This is a genomic window from Streptomyces luteolus (genome assembly GCF_029968015.1).
Classification (GTDB): Bacteria; Actinomycetota; Actinomycetes; order Streptomycetales; family Streptomycetaceae; genus Streptomyces; species Streptomyces luteolus.
The window spans coordinates 48,834-68,916 of the sequence record NZ_JASCIS010000016.1 but is presented as its reverse complement, the minus strand read 5'-3'; the positions used below and the strand labels follow the sequence as shown (position 1 = coordinate 68,916).

At 72.7% G+C, this 20,083-nt stretch carries 19 protein-coding genes; 13 read left to right on the top strand and 6 right to left on the bottom strand.

Features of this window, described 5'->3' with window-relative positions:
* Positions 1-43 precede the first annotated feature (43 nt).
* A complete protein-coding gene (locus tag QIT00_RS17700; protein WP_282536251.1) occupies positions 44-385 on the bottom strand; it encodes a YbaB/EbfC family nucleoid-associated protein in 342 nt (113 codons plus the stop codon).
* 302 nt (positions 386-687) lie between these two features.
* Between QIT00_RS17700 and QIT00_RS17695 the strand changes: the two genes are divergently transcribed.
* From QIT00_RS17695 to QIT00_RS17675, 5 genes are all read left to right on the top strand, one after another.
* A complete protein-coding gene (locus QIT00_RS17695; protein WP_282536250.1) occupies positions 688-1,524 on the top strand; it encodes an SLATT domain-containing protein in 837 nt (278 codons plus the stop codon).
* Between the two features lie 238 nt (positions 1,525-1,762).
* A complete protein-coding gene (locus QIT00_RS17690; RefSeq protein WP_282536249.1) occupies positions 1,763-2,101 on the top strand; it encodes an ArsR/SmtB family transcription factor in 339 nt (112 codons plus the stop codon).
* A 71-nt stretch (positions 2,102-2,172) separates the two neighbouring features.
* Positions 2,173-2,838: a GntR family transcriptional regulator gene (locus QIT00_RS17685; protein WP_282536248.1), complete on the top strand. Its 666-nt coding sequence runs from the start codon at positions 2,173-2,175 to the stop codon at positions 2,836-2,838.
* A 2-nt stretch (positions 2,839-2,840) separates the two neighbouring features.
* Entirely contained in the window at positions 2,841-5,582 is a 2,742-nt protein-coding gene (locus QIT00_RS17680) for a glycosyltransferase (RefSeq protein ID WP_408909794.1), read from the top strand.
* A gap of 60 nt (positions 5,583-5,642) precedes the next feature.
* Positions 5,643-6,293, top strand: coding sequence for a hypothetical protein (locus QIT00_RS17675; RefSeq protein WP_282536246.1), 651 nt, complete (start codon positions 5,643-5,645; stop codon positions 6,291-6,293).
* A 226-nt stretch (positions 6,294-6,519) separates the two neighbouring features.
* On the opposite strand, the gene QIT00_RS17670 is transcribed toward QIT00_RS17675, so the two are convergent.
* Both QIT00_RS17670 and QIT00_RS17665 read right to left on the bottom strand, forming a co-directional pair.
* The gene (locus QIT00_RS17670; RefSeq protein ID WP_282536245.1) at positions 6,520-7,890 is read right to left on the bottom strand and encodes an aspartate aminotransferase family protein; all 1,371 of its coding nucleotides are present in this window, start codon (positions 7,888-7,890) and stop codon (positions 6,520-6,522) included.
* A gap of 145 nt (positions 7,891-8,035) precedes the next feature.
* A complete protein-coding gene (locus QIT00_RS17665) occupies positions 8,036-8,536 on the bottom strand; it encodes a hypothetical protein (protein WP_282536244.1) in 501 nt (166 codons plus the stop codon).
* A 259-nt stretch (positions 8,537-8,795) separates the two neighbouring features.
* Here QIT00_RS17665 and QIT00_RS17660 point away from each other — a divergent pair, with 259 nt between their 5' ends.
* Together QIT00_RS17660 and QIT00_RS17655 are read left to right on the top strand one after the other, a co-directional pair.
* Positions 8,796-9,515 (top strand): response regulator transcription factor, encoded by a 720-nt coding sequence (locus tag QIT00_RS17660; protein WP_282536243.1) that lies wholly within the window; start codon positions 8,796-8,798, stop codon positions 9,513-9,515.
* On the top strand, positions 9,515-10,798 hold the full coding sequence (locus tag QIT00_RS17655; RefSeq protein WP_282536242.1) for a sensor histidine kinase: 1,284 nt from the start codon (positions 9,515-9,517) through the stop codon (positions 10,796-10,798). The genes QIT00_RS17660 and QIT00_RS17655 overlap by 1 nt, the downstream gene beginning before the upstream one ends.
* Before the next feature lie 26 nt (positions 10,799-10,824).
* Here the strand turns inward: QIT00_RS17655 and QIT00_RS17650 are convergent, their stop codons facing one another.
* Together QIT00_RS17650 and QIT00_RS17645 are read right to left on the bottom strand one after the other, a co-directional pair.
* Positions 10,825-11,697 (bottom strand): VTC domain-containing protein, encoded by an 873-nt coding sequence (locus tag QIT00_RS17650; protein ID WP_282536241.1) that lies wholly within the window; start codon positions 11,695-11,697, stop codon positions 10,825-10,827.
* The gene (locus QIT00_RS17645; RefSeq protein ID WP_282536240.1) at positions 11,694-12,377 is read right to left on the bottom strand and encodes a DUF4956 domain-containing protein; all 684 of its coding nucleotides are present in this window, start codon (positions 12,375-12,377) and stop codon (positions 11,694-11,696) included. Before QIT00_RS17645 ends, QIT00_RS17650 begins: the two co-directional genes overlap by 4 nt.
* A gap of 137 nt (positions 12,378-12,514) precedes the next feature.
* Between QIT00_RS17645 and QIT00_RS17640 the strand changes: the two genes are divergently transcribed.
* The 6 genes from QIT00_RS17640 to QIT00_RS17615 all read left to right on the top strand — a co-directional run bounded on the left by QIT00_RS17640 (position 12,515) and on the right by QIT00_RS17615 (position 19,494).
* Positions 12,515-13,159 (top strand): DJ-1/PfpI family protein, encoded by a 645-nt coding sequence (locus tag QIT00_RS17640; RefSeq protein WP_282536239.1) that lies wholly within the window; start codon positions 12,515-12,517, stop codon positions 13,157-13,159.
* The gene (locus QIT00_RS17635) at positions 13,156-13,605 is read left to right on the top strand and encodes a MarR family winged helix-turn-helix transcriptional regulator (RefSeq protein WP_282536238.1); all 450 of its coding nucleotides are present in this window, start codon (positions 13,156-13,158) and stop codon (positions 13,603-13,605) included. Before QIT00_RS17640 ends, QIT00_RS17635 begins: the two co-directional genes overlap by 4 nt.
* A 103-nt stretch (positions 13,606-13,708) precedes the next feature.
* Positions 13,709-15,511, top strand: a complete 1,803-nt coding sequence (locus QIT00_RS17630; RefSeq protein ID WP_282536237.1) for a serine/threonine-protein kinase — start codon at positions 13,709-13,711, stop codon at positions 15,509-15,511.
* Between the two features lie 63 nt (positions 15,512-15,574).
* Positions 15,575-17,116, top strand: coding sequence for a PstS family phosphate ABC transporter substrate-binding protein (locus QIT00_RS17625; RefSeq protein WP_282536236.1), 1,542 nt, complete (start codon positions 15,575-15,577; stop codon positions 17,114-17,116).
* Positions 17,117-17,259: 143 nt separating this feature from the next.
* Positions 17,260-17,637: a hypothetical protein gene (locus QIT00_RS17620; RefSeq protein WP_282536235.1), complete on the top strand. Its 378-nt coding sequence runs from the start codon at positions 17,260-17,262 to the stop codon at positions 17,635-17,637.
* Between the two features lie 129 nt (positions 17,638-17,766).
* On the top strand, positions 17,767-19,494 hold the full coding sequence (locus QIT00_RS17615; RefSeq protein WP_282536234.1) for a serine/threonine-protein kinase: 1,728 nt from the start codon (positions 17,767-17,769) through the stop codon (positions 19,492-19,494).
* A gap of 1 nt (position 19,495) precedes the next feature.
* Here the strand turns inward: QIT00_RS17615 and QIT00_RS17610 are convergent, their stop codons facing one another.
* Positions 19,496-20,071: a Uma2 family endonuclease gene (locus tag QIT00_RS17610; RefSeq protein ID WP_282536233.1), complete on the bottom strand. Its 576-nt coding sequence runs from the start codon at positions 20,069-20,071 to the stop codon at positions 19,496-19,498.
* Between the last annotated feature and the right edge of the window lie 12 nt (positions 20,072-20,083).

The following is a 20,083-nucleotide window of genomic DNA, read 5'->3' as shown; positions in this document are numbered from 1 at the left end:
GAGATCCCGGCGTCACCCTTCCGTGACGGACCCGGGGCCGCCGCTAGAACGGCAGGCCGGGGATGCCGCCGCCGCCGAGGCCCTGGGCCAGCGGGCCGAGCTTCTGCTGCTGCAGCGCCTGCGCGTTCTCGTTGGCCGCCTGCACCGCGGCGAGGATCAGGTCGGCCAGCGTCTCCGTGTCCTGAGGGTCCACCGCCTTCGGGTCGATGACCAGGCCGCGCAGCTCGCCCGAGCCGTTGACGGTGGCCTTCACCAGGCCGCCGCCCGCCTGCCCGTCGACCTCGGTCTGCGCCAGCTCCTCCTGCGCCTTGGCGAGGTCCTGCTGCATCTTCTGGGCCTGCTGCAGCAGCTGCTGCATATTGGGCTGGCCACCACCGGGAATCACGATCAGCTCCTGGCTCTCGACTGGTCGGGGGTTACGTCCGTACGGGCGTACACGGCGGGTTTTTTCCGCCTGGCACGAGCCTACGTGTTCAAGGGGCGGATCGCCCCAGCACTCTTTCGAGTGAGGCGCGGGACCGCGGACCGGGGCCCTATACCTGATCAAGGCCCACTTCCGGTCGTAAATCCTATGAAAAAGGGCTCACGGCCACCCATTGGGAGGTAGTAAGGGTCCTGCACATCAGCCACACCCGTCCCGGCAGGGGCGGTACGTACCGCAGGCCGCAGGAGTCGAGGGAGTGCCGGGTGAGCCAGCCGGATATGCAGCCCGAGGTGCCACGGGGCGGCGGTGCGCACGGGCCGGGCGAAGGTGCGGACCCCCGTACGGACGGCCGTACGGACCGCCGTACGGACCGCCGTACGGACGGGCGTACGGAGCGCCGCGGGGAACGGGCGGGCGGGGTGCGGGGCGCGGACGATCTCACCGGGCGGGCGTTCCCGCTCGGCGACTGGGGTGAGCCGGCGGAGCGCCTGGACGAGCTGTACCGCTGGGTGGAGGCGGGCGCGCTGCACACCGCCGCCTGGTACCTGGCCGACCGCACCTGGAAGCGGCGGGGCGCGCGGCTGCTGCGGCTCGGGGCGGCGCTCGGCGCGGTGGCCGGGGCGGCACTGCCGCTGCTCGACGTGACGTCCACGGTCGAGGGGGTGGCGCCCTGGGGGTATCTGGCTCTGCTGCTCGCGGTGGCCTGCGTGGCCTGCGACCGGTACTTCGGGCTCACCTCCGGCTGGATAAGGGACATGGCCACGGCGCAGGCGGTGCAGCGGCGGCTCCAGGTGCTGCAGTTCGACTGGGCGTCGGAGAGCGTGCGCGAGGTGCTCGGGCCCACCGAGGGCACGGCGAGCGAGGCGGCGGAGCGGTGTCTCGGGGTGCTGCGGAGGTTCTCCGAGGACGTCACGGAGCTGGTGCGGTCGGAGACCGCGGACTGGATGGTGGAGTTCCGGGCCGGGCCGGCGCCGTTGGGGCTGCAGTCGTCGGTGCCCGTCGGGGCTCGGCCGGAGGGGGCGCCGGTGGGGCGGTTTCCGCTGCCGCCTGGTGCGGCTCGGCCGAACATGCCCCGGCAGCGGCCGCCGGACGCGCGCTGACCGGGGCTCCGCCCCGGACCCCCATCGCCCTTCGGGCTCGTCCTCAAGCGCCGGACCGGCTGATTTTTTTTCCCCTCCCCGCCCCTTCCCGAAAGACTGCCGTCGGCTGCGGGGGCTCCGCCCCCGGACCCCCGCTCCTCAAACGCCGGAGGGGCTGAGAGGAACACCGGAGGGGCTGATTTATCCGCCGGAGGAGCCGAAACCCAACCCGAAGCACGTACGCACGTACGCTGCTTGCGTGGATGTGCAACAAACCTCGGCTCGGCGGGACGCCGCGGTGGTCGTGCTGAAGGCCGTGGCCGATTCGACCCGGTTCACGGTGCTGTGGGAACTGACTCAGGGTGAGCGAGCCGTCGGGCAGTTGGCCGAGCTGGCCGGGGCCCAGGTCGCCGCCGTCTCCCAGCACCTGGCGCGGCTGCGTACCGCCGGACTCGTCACCTCCCGCCGGGTCGGCACCCACGTGTACTACCGGGCCGCCGGTGAGCACGTACGGGCCCTCCTTGAGCACGCGGTCCTGGTCGCCGAGGCCGTCGAGGAGGCCCCAGGGCCCGGTCGACGCGGCTCGGTGGGGCACTAGGCCGGGCGCGTATCGTGACCAGCTCCGATGACGGCAGGCAGCCGGAGCCTTCGAGAGGGACAGCCACGACCATGCGCGGCACCGCGGTCACCCGCAGCACCCTGCGCCAGCAGATCGCCGACGCCCTGCGCGACGAGGTCCTGGCCGGGCGGCTCGCGCCCGGTCAGGAGTTCAGCGTCAAGGAGATCGCCGACCAGTACGGCGTCTCCGCCACCCCCGTCCGCGAGGCGCTCGTCGACCTGTCCGCTCAGGGGCTGCTCGACTCCGTGCAGCACCGCGGATTCAAGGTGCACGAGTTCACGCTCGGGGACTACCGCGGCATGGTCGAGGCCCGCGGCATCGTCGCCGAGGCGATCTTCCGGGGCATGGCCGAGCGCGGCACCGACGGCATCCGCCTCGACCTCGCCTCCGTGCGCCGCCGCGCCGAGGAGGCGCAGCGCGCCGCCACCGCCGGGGACCTGAACGTGCTGATCGGCTACGACCTGCGGTTCTGGCGCGAGCTCGGCGCGCTCTTCGGCAATCCGTACCTCAGCGACTTCCTGCACCGGCTGCGCGTGCAGTCCTGGGTGTTCGCCGTGTCGCGTCTGCGCCGCGCACCCGATCTGCGCGGCAAGCTGTGGCGGGGCCACATCGAGCTGGTCGAGGCGGTGGCGCGGCAGGACGCGGGGGCCGCGTACGCGCTGGTGGCCGCGTACAACGAGCACTCCCTCGCGCTGGTCGAGAACCTCGCACAGTGACCGTGGCCCCCGTGACGTCAGCGACGACCGAACTGTCCGTCGTCGTGCCCGCGTACAACGAGGAGCTGCGCCTTCGGCCCAGCCTCGACGCCGTGCGGCGGTATCTCGCGGACGGGCCGTGGGAGAGCTGGGAGATCGTCGTCGTCGACGACGGGTCCGGCGACCGCACGCGCGCGATCGCCGAGGAGGCGGCCGCCGCCGACGCCCGCATCCAGGTCGTCGCGTACGACCGCAACCGCGGCAAGGGGTACGCGCTGCGCCAGGGCGTGGCGCACACACGCGGGCGGCTCGTCCTGGTCACGGACGCCGATCTGGCCACGCCCGTCGACGAGTTGGAGCACCTGGAGAAGGAGCTCGGGGAGGACTGCGCGGCCGCCGTCGGCTCCCGGGCCCGGCCCGGCTCGACCATCGAGACGCACCAGAGCCGGCTGCGTGAACTGCTCGGCCGGGGCGGGAACTTCCTGATACGCGCGGTCGCGGTGCCCGGCATCCGCGACACCCAGTGCGGCTTCAAGCTGTTCGACGGCGCGCACGCCCGCGCCGCGTTCGCCGCCGCACGCACCGACGGCTGGGCCATCGACGTCGAGGTGCTGCGGTACCTGCGCGGGCGGGGTCTGGGGATCGCGGAAGTGCCGGTGCGCTGGGCGCACCAGGAGGGCTCGAAGGTCCGCCCGCTCGACTATCCGCGGGTCCTCGGCGAGCTGGTGGTGATGAAGGCGCGGGCCACCCCTCCCCTGCGGCTCGCCGTCCTCGGCTTCTTCCTGCTCGCCTCGTTCCTCCTGCACCAGGGCCGCTGGCCCGACCCGTCGAGCCGCTATCTGCCGGACTCGCTGCAGGACCAGAACCAGTGGGAGTGGTTCTTCGCCGTCACGGCCGACAACGTGCTCCACCTCCGGAACCCGCTCTTCACGGATCTCCAGGGGTTCCCCGACGGCGTGAACCTGATGGCCAACACCGTGATGCTCGGCCTGTCCGTGCCCCTCGCGCCGGTCACCGCCGCCTTCGGGGCCGCCCTCTCGCTCGCGCTCGTGATGACGTTCGGCCTCGCCGCGACGGGGCTCGCCTGGTACTGGCTGATCCGGAAGTGGCTCGGCACCGGGCGGGTCGCGGCGGTCGTCGGAGGGCTGCTCGCCGCGTTCGCGCCGCCGATGGTCAGCCACGCCAACGCGCACCCCAACTTCGTCGTCCTGTTCATGATCCCGCTGATCGTCGACCGGGCGCTCAGGCTGTGTGTGCCGGGTGCGCGGGTCGTACGGGACGGGGTCGTGCTCGGCCTGTTCGCCGCGTACCAGATCTTCCTCGGCGAGGAGCCGCTGCTGCTCGCCGTGATCGGGATGCTGCTGTTCGCCGTGGCCTACGCGGTGCTGCGGCGGGACGTGGCGCGGGCGGCGTGGCGGCCGCTCGGCAAGGGGCTCGCGATCGGCGCGGGGGTGGCGCTGCCGATCGTCGCGTACCCGCTGTACTGGCAGTTCTTCGGGCCGCAGAGCTACCACTCGGTGCTGCACGGCGAGGGCGCGGGCAACAGTCCGCTGGCGCTGCTCTCCTTCGCCGAGCGCTCGCTCGCCGGGAGCCGCGAGGCCGCCGAGCCGCTCGCCCTCAACATCACCGAGCAGAACGCCTTCTACGGCTGGCCGCTGGTCACCCTGGCCGTGGCGATCACCCTCGGACTGTGGCACCGGGCGGCCGTGCGGGCGCTCGCTTTCACGGCGCTCGCGGCGGCGTTCCTGTCACTCGGGCCGGAGTTCCGGATTCCGTTCACGGAGGTCGTGCTGCCGGGGCCCTGGCGGCCGCTCGCGCACGCGCCGCTCTTCGAGTCGGTCATCGAGTCGAGGGTCGCGATGGTGTGCGCGCCCGCGCTCGGCATGCTCGTCGCGCTCGCCGTGGACCGCCTGGCCGTCGCCCGACCGTCGCGGCGCGCGCTAGGGCCCGTCTCCCCGATCTTCGCGGGTCCACGACTCCCCCAGCCTTCGGCCGGGAGGTGCCCCCAGGCACGCTCCCCCAGCCTTCGGCCGGGGGGACCCCCACTCGCCGCACGCCCGAATCACCCAAGTACGTCCGGTACGAGGGCGATCCGGGCGCACGCCGAGAGCACGCTCCCCCAAGCTCTCGGCTCCTCCCCCAGCCTTCGGCCGGGAGGTGCCCCCAGAGCAGGGGGGACCCCCATGACGCCGCGGCCTGATCCGCAAAGATCGGGAAGACGGGCCCTAGGCCTCGCCGCCGTCGCCGCCGCGCTCGTGCCGATCGTGCCGATGCCGCTGACCACGGTCGAGCGGGTCGCCGTACCGCCGTTCATCACCGACGGCACCTGGCGGCGGTACGTCGACACCGCGCGCGGCGAGACCCTCGTCCCCGTGCCGCTGCCCGACCCCGGCAACGCCGAGGGCCTGCACTGGCAGACCGCCGCCGGCCTCGGCTTCAAGCTGCCCGGCGGCTACTTCAACGGGCCCTGGGGCGAGGAGCGCATCGGCATCTACGGCGCGGCGCCCCGGCACACCGCGAACCTGCTGCGCGACGTCCGCTACTCGGGCCGCGCGCCGCGGCTCGGTGAGGCGTGGCGCCGGCAGGCCGCGCAGGACCTGGCGTACTGGAACGCGGGCGCCCTCGTGCTCGCGCCGCAGCCGGGTGCGGCGGCGCTGCGGGCCACGGTGCGGCAACTCCTGGGGAAGGACGGGGAGTTGGTGGACGGGGTGTGGGTGTGGGACCTGGATGGGCAGAACGCAGAGAACCCCGCCGTACGGGGGTGAGTGCCGTACGGGGGTGAGCACTACCCTGCCAGCACGTACGCCGACCCGAGGAGTTCTCCCTTGGCCTGTGACCTGTGGCTCGTCCCCCTCGTCGATGTGCTGTGCCACAGCCCCGACAATCCGTTCGCGGAGGAACTCGCCCTCTACGACAAGGCGCTCGGCGAGGCCGGGCTGCCGCCGGTGCCGGTCTTCGCGTACATGCCGGGGCTCTCCGGGGACGTGGCGCCGGTCGCCGGTTTCGACTACGACGCGCTGCATTTCCTGCGCCGGGCGTATCTGCTGAAGCTGTGCGGCCTTGAGGTCACGCCGGTGGACGAGCTGGGCGGGGACTACGAACAGCTCCTGGAGATGTTCGAGGCCACGGCCAAGGAGTCGCACCTGGTGTGGCACTACGACCACGCGGGGGCGTACGTGCCGGTGGACTTCGCGGCGCCGCTCGCCGACGAGGAACTTCTCGCGGGGGGTGGGCCGTTGGGGTCGGTGCAGGCGCTGCTGCGTGAGCTGGAGTTCGTGGCCCCGTCGATCGGCCTCGACCCGGCCAACCCGCCCCCGGCTCCGGCACCGCCCCCGGCCCCGACGGAGCTGGCGGAGCGTGCGGCTCCGGTTGCTTGCGGGGATGATCCGTTCGCGCGGGAGCGGCATGTGTGGCTCGGGTTGCACGCGGCGGCGACGCGGAGTCTGGGGCAGGGGTCGATGATCGTCTTCAGCTGAGCGGGCCCTTTTATCCCCTCCCCGCCCCTTCCCGAAAGCCTGCGGAGCTTCGGGGGCCAGCCCCCGGGACCCCCGCTCCTCAATCGCCGGAGGGGCTCAATTTGAGCCCCTCTGGGGGCACCTCCCAGCGGTAGCTGGGGGAGATTGAGGAGGCCCGTCCGGCAGGACTTTCGGGAAGGGGCGGGGAGGGGAAAAGGCCCTTACGGCGCCGCAGACGGCCGATCCGCTAGGCCACCACGTGCTCGTCGGCGACGGAAAGCGCCTCGTCCAGGATCGACAAGCCCTCCTTGGCCTCGGCCTCCGTCACATTGCACGCCGGTACCGCATGCGTGCGGTTCATGTTGACGAAGGGCCACAGGCCGCTCCTCTTGCAGGCCGCCGCGAACGCCGCCATCGGGGCGTTCGCCTCGCCCGTCGCGTTGTACGGGACCAGCGGCTCGCGGGTCTCCCGGTTGCGTACCAGGTCGAGGGCCCAGAAGACGCCGAGGCCGCGGACCTCGCCCACCGACGGGTGCCGCTCGGCCAGTTCGCGCAGGCCGGGGCCGAGGACGTCCTCGCCGACGCGGGCCGCGTGCTCGACGATCCGCTCCTCCTCCATGACCTCCAGGGTCGCGACCGCCGCCGCGCAGGCCAGCGGGTGACCGGAGTACGTGAGACCGCCGGGGTACGGCTTGCGCGCGAAGGTCTCCGCGATGGCCGAGGAGATCGCGACGCCGCCGAGCGGGACATAGCCCGAGTTGACGCCCTTGGCGAAGGTCAGCAGGTCCGGCACCACGTCGTAGTGGTCGGCCGCGAACCAGGCGCCCGTACGGCCGAAGCCCGCCATGACCTCGTCGAGGACGAAGACGATGCCGTACCGGTCGCAGATCTCGCGGACGCCCGCGAGGTAGCCCGGCGGCGGGGTCATGATGCCGGCCGTGCCCGGGACCGTCTCCAGGACGATCGCGGCGATCGAGTTCGGGTTCTCGAACGCGATGGTGTCTTCCAGGTGCTGCAGCGCCCGCGCGCACTCCTCCGCCTCGGTCTCGGCGTAGAACGGCGAGCGGTACAGGAACGGCGCCCAGAAGTGCACGACACCGGCCGTACCGTTGTCGGAGCCCCAGCGGCGCGGGTCGCCGGTCAGGTTGATCGCGGCGGAGGTGGCGCCGTGGTACGAGCGGTAGGCGCTCATGATCTTCGGGCGGCCGGTGTGCAGCCGGGCCATGCGGACGGCGTTCTCGACCGCCTCGGCACCACCGTTGGTGAAGAAGATCTTGTCGAGGTCGCCGGGCGTGCGCTGCGCGATGAGGCGTGCGGCCTCGGAGCGCACGTCGACGGCGAAGGCGGGCGCGAACGTCGTCATCCGCCCGGCCTGCTCCTGCACCGCGGCGACGACCTTGGGGTGCTGGTAGCCGATGTTGGTGTAGACGAGGCCGCTGGTGAAGTCGAGGTAGCGGTTGCCTTCGTAGTCCCAGAAATACGAACCCTCCGCGCCGGCGACGGCGAGCGGGTCGATCAGCTCCTGCGCCGACCAGGAGTGGAACACGTGCGCGCGGTCGGCGGCCTTGACGGCGGCGCCCTTCGCGGGATCGGCCTGAGGGGTGACATGAGGGGTCATGCGCCGAGAGTAAATGTCCGGGATGCGGACGGACCATCGGCGTCGTGTTCGGTGCGTACGGGGTCGGCCCGACAGGTTGTCGAGCCGCGCGGGCGGCGGTCGCTCGTCAGTCGTCGTACTCAGTCGTCGTACTCAGTCCTCGTACTCAGTCGTCGTCCTCCGGGGCCCGGGACACCGCCGCCTTGCCGGTGGGCCCGCAGGAGATCTCGTACTCGACGTCGTCAGCGTCCTCCGCGCTCGGCTCCAGTTCCAGGCGGGCGGAGCGCGCGGGGCCGCGGGCGTACTCCTCGACGTGGTAGCCGTCGGCCGGGCTCCACGAGGTCAGGTAGACCGTGCCGTCCGGGCGGCACTCGGCGGTGGCGGTGCCGCCGGTGAAGCGGAGGGTGGAGCGGCGGGGCGGGGGCGTGGCGCTGCCGGTGGGCTCGGGGGAGGAGGCCGGTTCCCGGCTCGTCGACGGGTCCGGGGAGGCGGGCGTCGCGGGTGTCGTGGGTGTCGTGGGTGTCGACGGGCGGGCGGCGAGGGCTCGGCGGACCGCCGCGTCGTCCAGGGGCCTGCCCCGGTCGCCCGCCGCCCCGTCGAAGCCCGCGAGGGTCCAGGCGGCAAGGCCGCCCGCCACGGCCGCGACCGCCACCCAGGCCGCGGTCACCGCGGCGCTCCGCCCCTTCACCCGTCATCCACCCCTGTCCATGAGAAGCCGTACGGGTCCGTGAGAATCCGTACGGGTCCGTGAGAATCCGTACGGGTCCGTGAGAATCCGTACGGGTCCACGAGAAGCCGTGCGGGACCAGCCTCCCCCACCGTTTCCTAACGCCCGGTTAAAGCCCGCCCAAGGAACCGCCGCGGCCGGGGCGCAGCCCCTCGTACCCCCTTGCTCGCGGCCCGAACTGCCGTCCTAACGTGGCCACATGCCCCATCTCCTGGTCATCGAGGACGATCCGCAGCTGCGCGGCGCCCTGGTGCGTGCCCTGCGCGACAAGGGGCATGCCGTGGCGACCGCGCCCACCGGGATGAGCGGGCTCGACGCGGCCGTCACGGACCGGCCCGACCTCGTCGTCCTGGACCTGGGCCTGCCGGACGTCGACGGGGCGCAGGTGCTGCGGATGCTGCGGGCGGTCAGCGACGTACCGGTGATCGTGGCCACGGCCCGCGACGACGAGCCCGACATGGTGGCGCTGCTCGACGCGGGCGCCGACGACTACATCGTGAAGCCCTTCGGCGCCGCCCAGCTGGACGCCCGGATCAAGGCGGTGCTGCGGCGCCTGGGCGTGCCCGAGGAAGCCGAGCCGCTGCGGGTCGGCGGGCTGCGCGTGGACCTCGCCGGGCGCGAAGTGGACCTGGACGGGCGGGCCCTGGACCTGACGCCCCGCGAGTTCGACCTGCTCGCCCACCTCGCGCGCCGGGCCGGTCAGGTGGTCTCGCGGCGCGAGCTGCTCGCCGAGGTGTGGCAGCAGCCGCTGGGCGGTGCCGACAAGACGGTCGACGTCCATCTGTCCTGGCTGCGGCGGAAGTTGGGCGAGACGGCCCAGCGGCCGCGCTATCTGCACACGGTCCGCACGGTGGGGGTCAAACTCGCGCCACCGGAAGGAACGGAAGGAACGGAAGGAACGGAAGGAACGGACGGCTGATGCGGCGCTGGCTGCTCGTTCTCACCGCCGCGACGACCGCTCTCGTCCTGGCCGCACTGCTCGTGCCACTCGCGCTCCTCACCCGTACGCACGCCGCCGAGCGCGCGACCGCGGAGGCGACCGCGCGGGCCCAGTACGTGGCCTCCGGCGCGGGCGCCGTCCTCGGCACCGGCGCCGCCGAGTCGTTCGTCGAGGGCGCCAACTCGCCCTCGGGACCCGCCACGTCCGTGATCCTCGCCGACGGCCGGGTCCTCGGCGCGCCCGCCCACGTGAGCGACGCGGTACGCCTGGCCCGGCGCGGCCGCGCCTTCACGTACACGGCACCGGACGGCGGCCGCCTCGTCCTGGTCCCGGTGCAGGGGCCGCGCGAGGGCACGGCGGTCGTTCAAGTGGCGCTGAGCAAGGGTCAGTTGTACGAGGGCATGCTGGCGTCCTGGCTGATCCTCGCCGGGATAGGGCTCGGCCTCGTCCTCGTCGGCCTGCTGATCGCCGACCGGCTCGGCGCCCGCCTGGTCGGCTCCGCGCGCCGGCTCGCCGGGGTCGCGGAGCGGCTCTCCGACGGCGACCTGACGGCCCGAGCCGCACCCTCGGGTCCGCCCGAACTCCGACTCGTCGGCGTCGAGTTGAATCACCTCGCAGCCCGTATCGACGAGCTGCTCATCGCCGAGCGGGAGAACGCCGCCGACCTCGCGCACCGCCTGCGCACCCCGATGGCCGCGCTCCGCCTGGACGCGGAGGGGCTGCGCGACCAGGCGGAGGGCGAGCGGATCGCGGCGGGCGTGGTGTCCCTGGAACAACAGGTCGACGAGGTGATCCGGCGCGCCCGCAAGCCGCTGCGCACCCGGCCCGCGCGCGCCGACCTGGCCCGGGTCACCCGCGAACGGACCGCGTTCTGGCTGCCGTTGGCGGAGGACCAGGAGCGGGAGCTGACCCTCGCGTCGGGGGACGCGGAGCTGTGGGTGCCGGTGGCGGAGGACGATCTCGCGGCGGCGTTGGACGCGCTGATCGGGAATGTGCTCGACCACACGCCGCAGGGGACGGATTTCGGGGTCACGGCCGGTGTCGGGGGTGGTGGGTTTGTGCGGCTCGAAGTGGCTGACGCCGGGCCGGGGTTCGGGGATGGGGCACCGGAACGCGGGGCGAGCGGAGGCGGGTCCACGGGCCTCGGTCTGGACATCGTTCGGCGGACGGCGGAGGAGGCGGGGGGTCGGTTCACGGTGGACGGCGGTGCTGGTGGGACCCGGGTGACACTCTTCTTTCCCCAGTCCCGCCCCTTCCCGTAACTGGGCTCCGCCCCAGACCCCGCTCCTCAATCGCCGGAGGGGCTCAAATTCAGCCCCTCCGGCGTTTGAGGAGGCCCGTCCGGCAGGACATTCGGGAAGGGGCGGGGTGGGGAAGAGAAAACCTCATTCACCGGCCGCGTCCACCGGTTCACCCCCAACTCCGGCCGCAGCGCGGCGAATCCGCAGGTGTACTTCGTGAACTCCGAGGCGCGCAGGCCGAAGCGGTGCAGGAGGCGGTCCGCCTCGGTCAGATGGCCGCGCGTCTTCGTCTCGACCAGGACGAGGCCCGCGTCGGCCCGCGCACTGCGCCCCTGCCCGGCCGCCTCCCGCACGACGAGCCCCGCGTCACAGGTCACCCGCTGGCCGTCCGCGACGAACGTGGCCCGGCGGTAGTCGGTGACGAGCGCCGGCTCCAGGCCGTCCGGCGCCTCGATCCCGTAAGCGGACCGCAGCACTCCGCCGAGGAAGGCGTGGCGGTCGGCGTCGAGGGCGTGGTCGGTGCCGGTCAGCCGCTCGCGGTGCTTGACGGTCTCGCCGCGCGGCCCCTTGAGCTTGACCTCGAACTGCCGCTCCCCGGTGTCCCGGTAGAGCCGCTCCCGCACCCGGAACCGAAGCCTCCGCCCCTGCCGGTGGTCGTGGAAGGTCCGCAGGGCGGGGGTGTCGTAGTACACGGAGTGGTACGAGAACCAGCGCTTGCCGCCGATCGACAGGGCCCGGAACGGCCCACTCGGCCGTCGCGGATCGGTCAGCAGCGCGGCGAACTCCTCGAACACCTCGACCGGCACCAGATAGCTGTGGTCGAACCGGGCGAGCAGCTCGGCACGGGCCAGGACCTCGGCGAGCGGGATCGGATGGGCGGCGAGCGCGGCACGGCCGACAGCGCGCAGGGCGGGGTTCACACGGTCTCCTCTTGCGGGGGACGTGGGGCGATCGTGCGGGTCCGGGGTGCGGGGCGGGGCGTACGGGAAGGACGTATGGCGCCGCCCGAGGGTTCCCGGACTTCCGGTTCTCGGAAGCGGACTTCCACGACCATGAGGTCGCGTACGTAGTCGACCTCACGGACGGTCCAGCCGAGCGGTTCACCGAGGCGGTCGGCCAGATCCGCGCGGAGCGTGTCCGGTTCGCGGTGCACGGCGTCGAGGGTGACGAGCGCACGCCGGTCGCGGCGGTAGAGGCGGGGGTGGTCGGCCGCGTACATCACGAGCAGGAGTACGGCGGCGAGCGCGGCGGCCGTGCCGAGGTCCAGGCCGGGCAGGCCGCAGAGGAGGCCGAGGACGAGGGTCGTGAAGTAGTAGGCGACTTCCTGGTGCTGCACCGTGTCGGAGCGCAGCCTGATGATCGAGAGCACCCCGAAGAGCCCGAAGCCGAGGGCGAGCCCGCCGCCCGTGCCGCCGCCCGTGCCGCCGCGCGCGAGGGCCGCGACGACGGCGAACAGGGCGACGTTCAGGGCGAGGTACGCGGGCACCAGCTCGCGTCGGCGGTGGCGTGGATAGAAGACGCCGAAGGTCAGCGCGGTCACGGCGGCGAGGTCGAGGCCGAGGTGGGCCGCGAGGCTGGGCAGGCTCTGCAGGTTCTCCATGGCCCGGAAGGTAGGGGTGGGGGGTTTAAGCCCGCCTCCCGGAGCGGTTAAGCCCCTCCCCGTACATTATTGACAATATGCTGTCGATTTGACAGACTGCTGTCAGGTTCACAGGATCCAGGCATCCGGGAGCAGCCATGACCGACACGATCAGCACTGCCCGCAAGCCCGTGCACGTCGCCGTCTACGACACATACGCCGACTGGGAGTCCGGTCACGCCACGGCCTGGCTGGCCCAGGGCGGGTACGAGATCCGGTACGTCGGGGCGAGCCTCGACCCGGTCACCACCCTCGGCGGCCTGCGCATCACGCCCGACCTCACCCTCGCCGACGTACGCCCCGAGGACAGCGCGCTCCTGATCCTCACCGGCGGCAGCCTGTGGGACGAAGGCGAGCAGCTCGCGCCGTTCGCCCACAAGGCCCGCGCGTTCCTCGACGCCGGGGTGCCCGTCGCCGCGATCTGCGGCGCCACCGCCGGCCTGGCCCGCGAAGGGCTGCTGGACGACCGGCCGCACACCAGCAACGTCTCGTTCTACCTCCAGGCCACCGGCTACAGGGGCGCCGAGCACTACGTCGACGGCCCGGCCGTCACCGCCGTCACCGACGGCGACCTGATCACCGCCAACAGCACCGACCCGGAAGCCTTCGCGCGCGAGATCCTCGGCCGCCTCGGGGTGTACGAGGGCGAGCGACTCGACGCCTGGTACCGGCTGTTCCGGCACTCCGACCCGGCGGCGTACGAGGTGCTCGCGGCGGCAGAAGGGGCGGGCGAGGGGAAGTGAAGGAGACGGAGGCGCTCAGCCGGACGGCCCTCGGCGTGTTCCGGCTCAACGGCCAGTTTCTCGCCGTGTCCGAGCGGTTGGCGCGGCCCGCCGGGCTCACCGCCGCCTGGTGGCAGGTGCTCGGCGCCGTCCTGGAGGAGCCGCTTCCGGTCGCCGCGATCGCCCGCCGCATGGGCATCACCCGGCAGAGCGTGCAGCGGGTCGCCGACCGGCTCGTCGCGGACGGCCTCGCGCGGTACGAGCCCAACCCGGCCCACCGCAGGGCCAAGCTCGTCACGCCCACCGAGCAGGGCCGGGCCGCCGTCGACCGGATCCGCCCCGGCCACGCCCGCCTCGCCGCACAGCTCGCCGAGGAGCTCGGTGCTGCCGAACTCGCCGAGACCGTACGGGTGTTGGAGCGGCTGTCCGAGGTGATGGACGGGCTGGAAACGGTTCCTGAAGCCTGAGGGGTGTCCGGCAAACGCCGGGTCCGGTCGCCGCAGCGGAACCTATCCTCGAACCGTCGGGCTGCTGCGAGCCGGTGAAGCCGGTACGGGGAGGGCACGGGCCATGGACGAGCTTGCCGCTTCGGATCCGCGGACGATCGGCGCGTACCGGCTCATCGGGCGCCTCGGCTCGGGCGGGATGGGGCAGGTGTTCCTCGCCAGGTCGGCGTCCGGGCGCATCGTCGCCGTGAAGCTGGTCCGCGCGGAGCTGGCCGAGCAGGAGGAGTTCCGCGGCCGCTTCCGCCAGGAGGTCGAGACCGCACGGCAGGTCGGCGGGGCGTGGACCGCGCCCCTCCTGGACGCCGACACCGAGGCGGCCCGGCCCTGGCTCGCCACCGGGTACGTCGCCGGACCCTCGCTGCACAGCGTGGTGGCCCACGAGCACGGGCCGCTGCCGGAACGCTCCGTGCGCATCCTCGCCGCCGGGCTCGCGCTCGCGCTGCGGGACATCCACGCCGCCGGTGTCGTGCACCGCGACCTCAAGCCGTCCAACGTCCTGCTCACCATCGACGGACCGCGCGTCATCGACTTCGGCATCGCCCGCGCCCTGGAGACGGTGACCGACGCCGGGCTCACGCGTACGGGCGCGCTCGTCGGCTCGCCCGGGTTCATGGCGCCCGAGCAGGTGCGCGGCGACCGGATCACCCCGGCCTGCGACGTGTTCTGCCTCGGCTCCGTGCTCGCGTACGCCGCCACCGGCAGGCTGCCCTTCGGCGCGGAGAGCAGCGGGGTGCACGCGCTGATGTTCCGGATCGCCCAGGAGGAGCCGGACCTGCGGTCGCTGCCGAGGGCGCTGCGCGAGCTGATCCGGTCCTGCCTCGCCAAGGCGCCCGAGGACCGGCCGTCCCTGGACGCGCTGCTGCTGCGCACCGGGGCGCACGACACGGTGGCCGACGGGCGCGCCCGCGAACCCTGGCTCCCCGGCACGCTGATCGCCCAACTCGGGCGGCACGCGGTGCGGTTGCTCGCCGTGGAGGACCCGGCCGCCCTGGACGTACGCGTACCGGAACCGCGGTCGCCGGTGGAGGACGAGGGCGGTACGGGAGACGAGGGCGGTACGGGAGTCGAGGGCGGTACGGGAGACGCGGGCCGTACGGGAGACGAGGGCCGTACGGGAGTCGAGGGGCGTACGGGAGACGAGGGCCGTACGGGAGACGAGGGCGGCGCGCGGGACGAGGGAACGGACACGCTCTCTCCCTCGCACCCCCCGATACCCGGCCCCCGCACAGAGGCAGGCGCAGACACCCAGCCCCTCGACGAACCGCACGCACAGGCCGTGCCCGGCCCGCCCCAGCCCCTCGGCTTCGGGCATCCGTCGCCCGACACCGAGAGCCACACCGGCACGGGCGCCGACCACGAGCCCGAGCCGCCGGCCCAGCGCAGTGGGCGGACCACGGCGTTCCTCATCACGGTCGCCGTGGCCGTCGCGGTCGGTGCGGGCGGTTCGGTGTACGGGGTGATGAACGGCGAGGAGCTCGGCCGTACGGAACATCACGAGAGGCCCGCGCCGACCGCGTCCAGCGCGATCCCGCAGGCGTTCCTGGGGACCTGGCGGGACGAGGCCCAGGCGACCGGCGGCCCGGTCACCCGCACGTTGACCCTCACCCGGGGAGCGCGCGGCGAGCGGGTCATGCGCCTGTCCAGCGAGGGCCCGGACCACGACTGCGGCTGGACGGCGCGCCTGCGCTCCGCCGACCCCACCACCGTGACGCTCGGCCCGGCCACGCTCACGTCCGAGAAGGGGCAGGGCTGCGGGCCGGGCCCGGCCCGCGAACTCACGATGCCGGACGAGCGCACTCTCGTCGTCCGCCGACTCGACGGCGAGGACGGACGCGGCGAGACGTACTCCCGTACGACCGGGCGGTGAACAGCGGGCGAAACCACGGCAGTTGATCGCCCGAGGCGCCCATCGCGCTCGTAGCGTGCCCACGTGGATGACTGGCTCAGCACCGAGAACGTGATCGCCGTCGGCACCGCCCTCCTCGGTGTCGTCGCGACGCTCGTCGCCCTCTGGATCGAACGCCGAGTGCCGCGCCGCAAGAGGATCGGCTACCGCGTGCAGATGGACACCCCGATCGGCAGCGACGAGGGCGCGGGCCGCGCGAACGTGCGGTTCGGCGTGTTCAACGAGGGCCAGATGACGGACGCCACCCTCGTACTCCTCCGGGTCGAGAACGACGGCTCGCAGAGCATCGCCGGGGACGACTACACCGGACGCGAACTGCACGGACTCACCGCCGAGTTCAGCGACCGCGCCATCCGCGGCATAGCGGTCACCCAGCCCGGCGAGTCCGGGCACCTCATGGAGCACTTCGCGCCCGCGCTCGGCATGGTGCACCACGAGTCCACGCTGCGCATCCCGCGCGTACCGCTCAACCCCGGCGAGCACTTCAAGCTGCTCGTGCTGCTCACCGGAGGCCATGTCGGCGACGGCATCACGATCACCGGCGGCATCCGCGACGGCAAAGTCCGACCCAACCGCAGTACGACGCCCGACGACACCCCGCCCCTGCTCAGCCGCCCCGCGAAGCTGCTCGCCGGGCTGCTCACGCTCTCCGTGATCGCGCTCTCCACGCTGATCGTCGTCGGCGGAAACCGGCCGCCGATGGGCTGCGCCCAGGGCGAGTTGACGGTCGTCGGGTCCACCGCGTTCAAGCCGGTCGCCGAGGAACTGGCCGACAAGTACGAGAAGGACTGCCCCGGTTCGGACATCACCGTCGACGCGCACGGCAGCGCACCCGGCATCAACGAACTCGCCGAGGCGGGCGCGAAGGCGGACGCGTCGCCCGCCCTGGTCGCGTTCTCCGACGGGCCGAAGCCCAGCGGCCACCCGCGGCTGCGGGAGAACCGGGTCGCCGTCTCGGCGTTCGCGATGGTCCTCAACGACCGCGTGCCGCTGAAGAACCTCTCCCTCACCGATCTGCGCCGCCTCTACCGCGGCGAGGCCCGCACCTGGCGCGACCTCGACCCGAAGCTGCCGGGCCTGCCGGTCGTCCTGGTCAGCCGCAACGCCAACTCCGGTACGCGCGCGGTGTTCCAGCGCCGCATCCTGCGCGGCTTCGAAGGCGCCTGGTCGTCCGCCGACTGCCGCACCAAGGACAACCCGAAGGTCCCGCTCGTGCGCTGCGAGGTCGACAGCACGGAACAACTCCTCGCCGCCGTCGCGGACATCCCCGGCGCCATCGGGTACGCCGAGCTGCGCTCCAGCTCCGTACCGAAGGGGCTGCACCAACTCAGCCTGGACGGGGTGGCGCCGACGACCGAGGGGCTCGCGGACTCCCCGTACCCGTTCCGGGAGATCGAGCACGCCTACACGTACGGGCAGCCGCCCGCGGACTCCCTCGTCTCCAGCTTCCTCAACTACACCCTGCGCGGCAGCGGCCAGGACGTGATCCGCACCCACGGCCACGTCCCGTGCGCCTCGCCGGAGGGTCTGCGGGCATGCGGTGACGGCCCGGCGATCGATCCGTGACCCGGGGTCCTTACGCTGCGGGTATGACGCAGGGGGACAGCACGCGAGGGGGCAGTCCGCGAGGGGACAGCACGCGAGGGGACAGTCCGCGAGGGGACAGCACGCGAGGGGACAGTCCGCAGGGGGACGACGTCCACGAGCCGGTGTTCAAGAAGAGCCCCTGGGGCACGAGCCGGTACGTCTACAACCTCAACAACCCCGTCGGGCTCTTCCTCGCCCTGGCGAGCCTGGTGTTCGCCGGGGTCATGGTGGTGCTGATGGAGACGGACTCCGGTCCCTTCGAACCCCCGAAGCAGACGCCGTGGAGCCCGCCCGTCGACGACCACCCGACGTACGACTTCGGCCCGCCCCCGGAGGACGACGCCACGGAGTCCGCGTCTCCGTCGCCGTCCCCGTCCCCTTCGGACATCCCGAGCCCGACGCAGACACAGACACAGACATCGACGCCGACGCGCAGCGTCACGCCGTCCCCCACGCTCAGCCTCGGCGACGGCATGAACGGCGAGGGCCGCCCGCACTGAGAATCGTCGGCCGCACTGAAGGATCTGCCCCAACTTCCTTGATCCCAGGCCGAATCGGGAAGGCCGTCCGCTGAAGATCCGCCCCGCATCGGTCCCTACCGGCTGCTCGCGCGGCTCGGTGCGGGCGGCATGGGGCGGGTGTATCTCGCGCGCTCCGAGGGCGGGCGCACGGTCGCCGTGAAGGTCGTGCACGCCGAGTTCGCCGGGCATCCCGAGTTCCGCCGGAGATTCACCCGCGAGGTGTCCGCCGCCCGGCGCGTGGGCGGGCAGTGGACCGCTCCCGTCCTGGACGCGGACACCGAGGCCGAGACGCCCTGGGTCGCGACCGGTTACGTACCCGGCCCCGATCTGCACACCGTCGTCTCGCGGAACCACGGGCCGCTGCCCGAGCCCTCCGTCCTCGCCCTGGCAGGAGGCCTCGCGCACGCGCTCCAGGCCATCCACGGCGCCGCGCTCGTGCACCGCGACCTCAAGCCGTCCAACGTCCTGCTCACCATCGACGGGCCGCGCGTCATCGACTTCGGCATCGCCCGCGCCCTCGACCCGGCGGTCGACGGGATCAGGACACACACCGGTGCCGTCATCGGCTCGCCCGGCTTCATGTCGCCCGAGCAAGTGCGCGGGCAGCGGCTCACGCCCGCGTCGGACGTGTTCTGCCTCGGCTCGGTCCTCGCGTACGCGGCGACCGGGCGGATGCCCTTCGGCACGGCCGACAGCGGGATGCACGCCGTGATGTTCCGGATCGCTGAGGAGGAGCCCGACCTCAGCGGCGTTCCCGCCAGGATCCTCCCTCTCGTACGCGACTGCCTGGCCAAGGCGCCGGAGCAACGGCCCACCGTGAACGACCTGTTGGCGCGCACCCGGGGTGCGGCCATCGGCCCTGGCAGCGCCTGGCTGCCGGGCCCGCTCCTCGCCCAGTTGGGCCGACGCGCCGCCGAACTCCTCGACGCCGACGCCCCGCCCACCCAGCTGGACCCGCCCCCGACCCTGCCGCCCACCCCACCACCGGGGTCCGCCGTCCCGACCCGGGCCCCCAAGTCGCGTGCGCGGGTGGCGTGGGTGGCGCTCGGCACGGTCGCGGCCGTCCTCGCCGCGTCCGGGGCCGTGCTCACCCTGCGCGCGGAGCAGGCCCCGGACGACGGCAGGCAGCCGACGGGCGAGGAGAGTCAGGACTCCGGTCGTACGGAACCCGCTGCGGCGCGGATCGGCGGCTCCTGGCAGGGCCTCGTCCGGCACGCCGAGAGCTCCGTCACCGACGAGCACGAATACCTGCGCGTCACCTTCGACCGCTCCGCGCGGCAGGCCGACCTCGCGTATCTGACACCGGACTCCTACTGCAAGGTCACGTCGAAGGTCGACGGGCAGCGCGGGGACACGGTCACGCTCTCCTCGTTCCGTACGGTGAAATCCGTACGGCACCGGGACTCCACTCGCGCGTGCGACCTGAACCGGGCCAGGCGCCTCAAGTTGACCTCCGGAAAGCTGAGTTGGACGACCGGCGACAAGTCCGCCGAGCTGGAGCGGACCCGCACCACGCCGCGCCCAATCCCGGACAAGTTCCTCGGCACCTGGAAGTCGGAGGTGTCCGGCACCCTGAGGATCGAGCAGGGCGCGGCGGGCACGAAGGTCGCCACGTACAAGGGCTGGTCGATCGACTACCGCTGCAACGGCAGCGCGGAACTGGTCACCGCCACGCGGAACACGGTCACCCTGAGCCCTCTTGAGCTGGACCCGTCCACGCCCCGGAACATCGGCTGCCCGCACAGCGTCCCGGAGACCCTCACCTGGAAGTCGGAGAACGAGTTGGAGCTCCGCTACCCGGAGTCGATCGCGGTGCGGTTGACACGGGCGGGGTGAGTCAGCGGACGTACTTCTTCAGGGGTTCGGTGTCGAGGGGGATGCCGACAGGCTCCGGGAGGGTGATCTTCTCGCCGAACCGGTGGATCCTTCGGTGGCGGTAGTAGCCGTGCTCGGACTCCGGACCGGAGTGCACGACGACTGCGCCCGCGTCCCGGTCCACGAGCAGGTACACCGGGATACCCACCCCCGCGTAAGCAACCGGCCTTTCCTCGCGATCGCTGTGCAGGGCGTGGTGATCGTACGCGGTGACCTCCACAGCCATCAGGATGCCTTCGGCTTCGGACCAGGCGCCGTCACCGAGGAAATAGCGGGCGGGTGCCAGCACGGCGTCGGGAACAGCCCGCCCCTTGCGGTGCTTCTCCACGACAAGCCCTAGGCGTGCACACAGGTACAGATCGGGCCTGGCCTCGTACATCCTCCTGACCAGCCAGGCGATGGCGGATGCGTGGGAACCGCCTCCCACGCACTTCTCGCGGATACGCCAGCTGATGAACTCCAGGGTGACTGTCTCAGGCGCGGAGGCGGCGATCTCCTCGAAGTCCTCCACCAGCATGTGGCGGCTCTGCTCGGTCATGAGCAGAAGCGT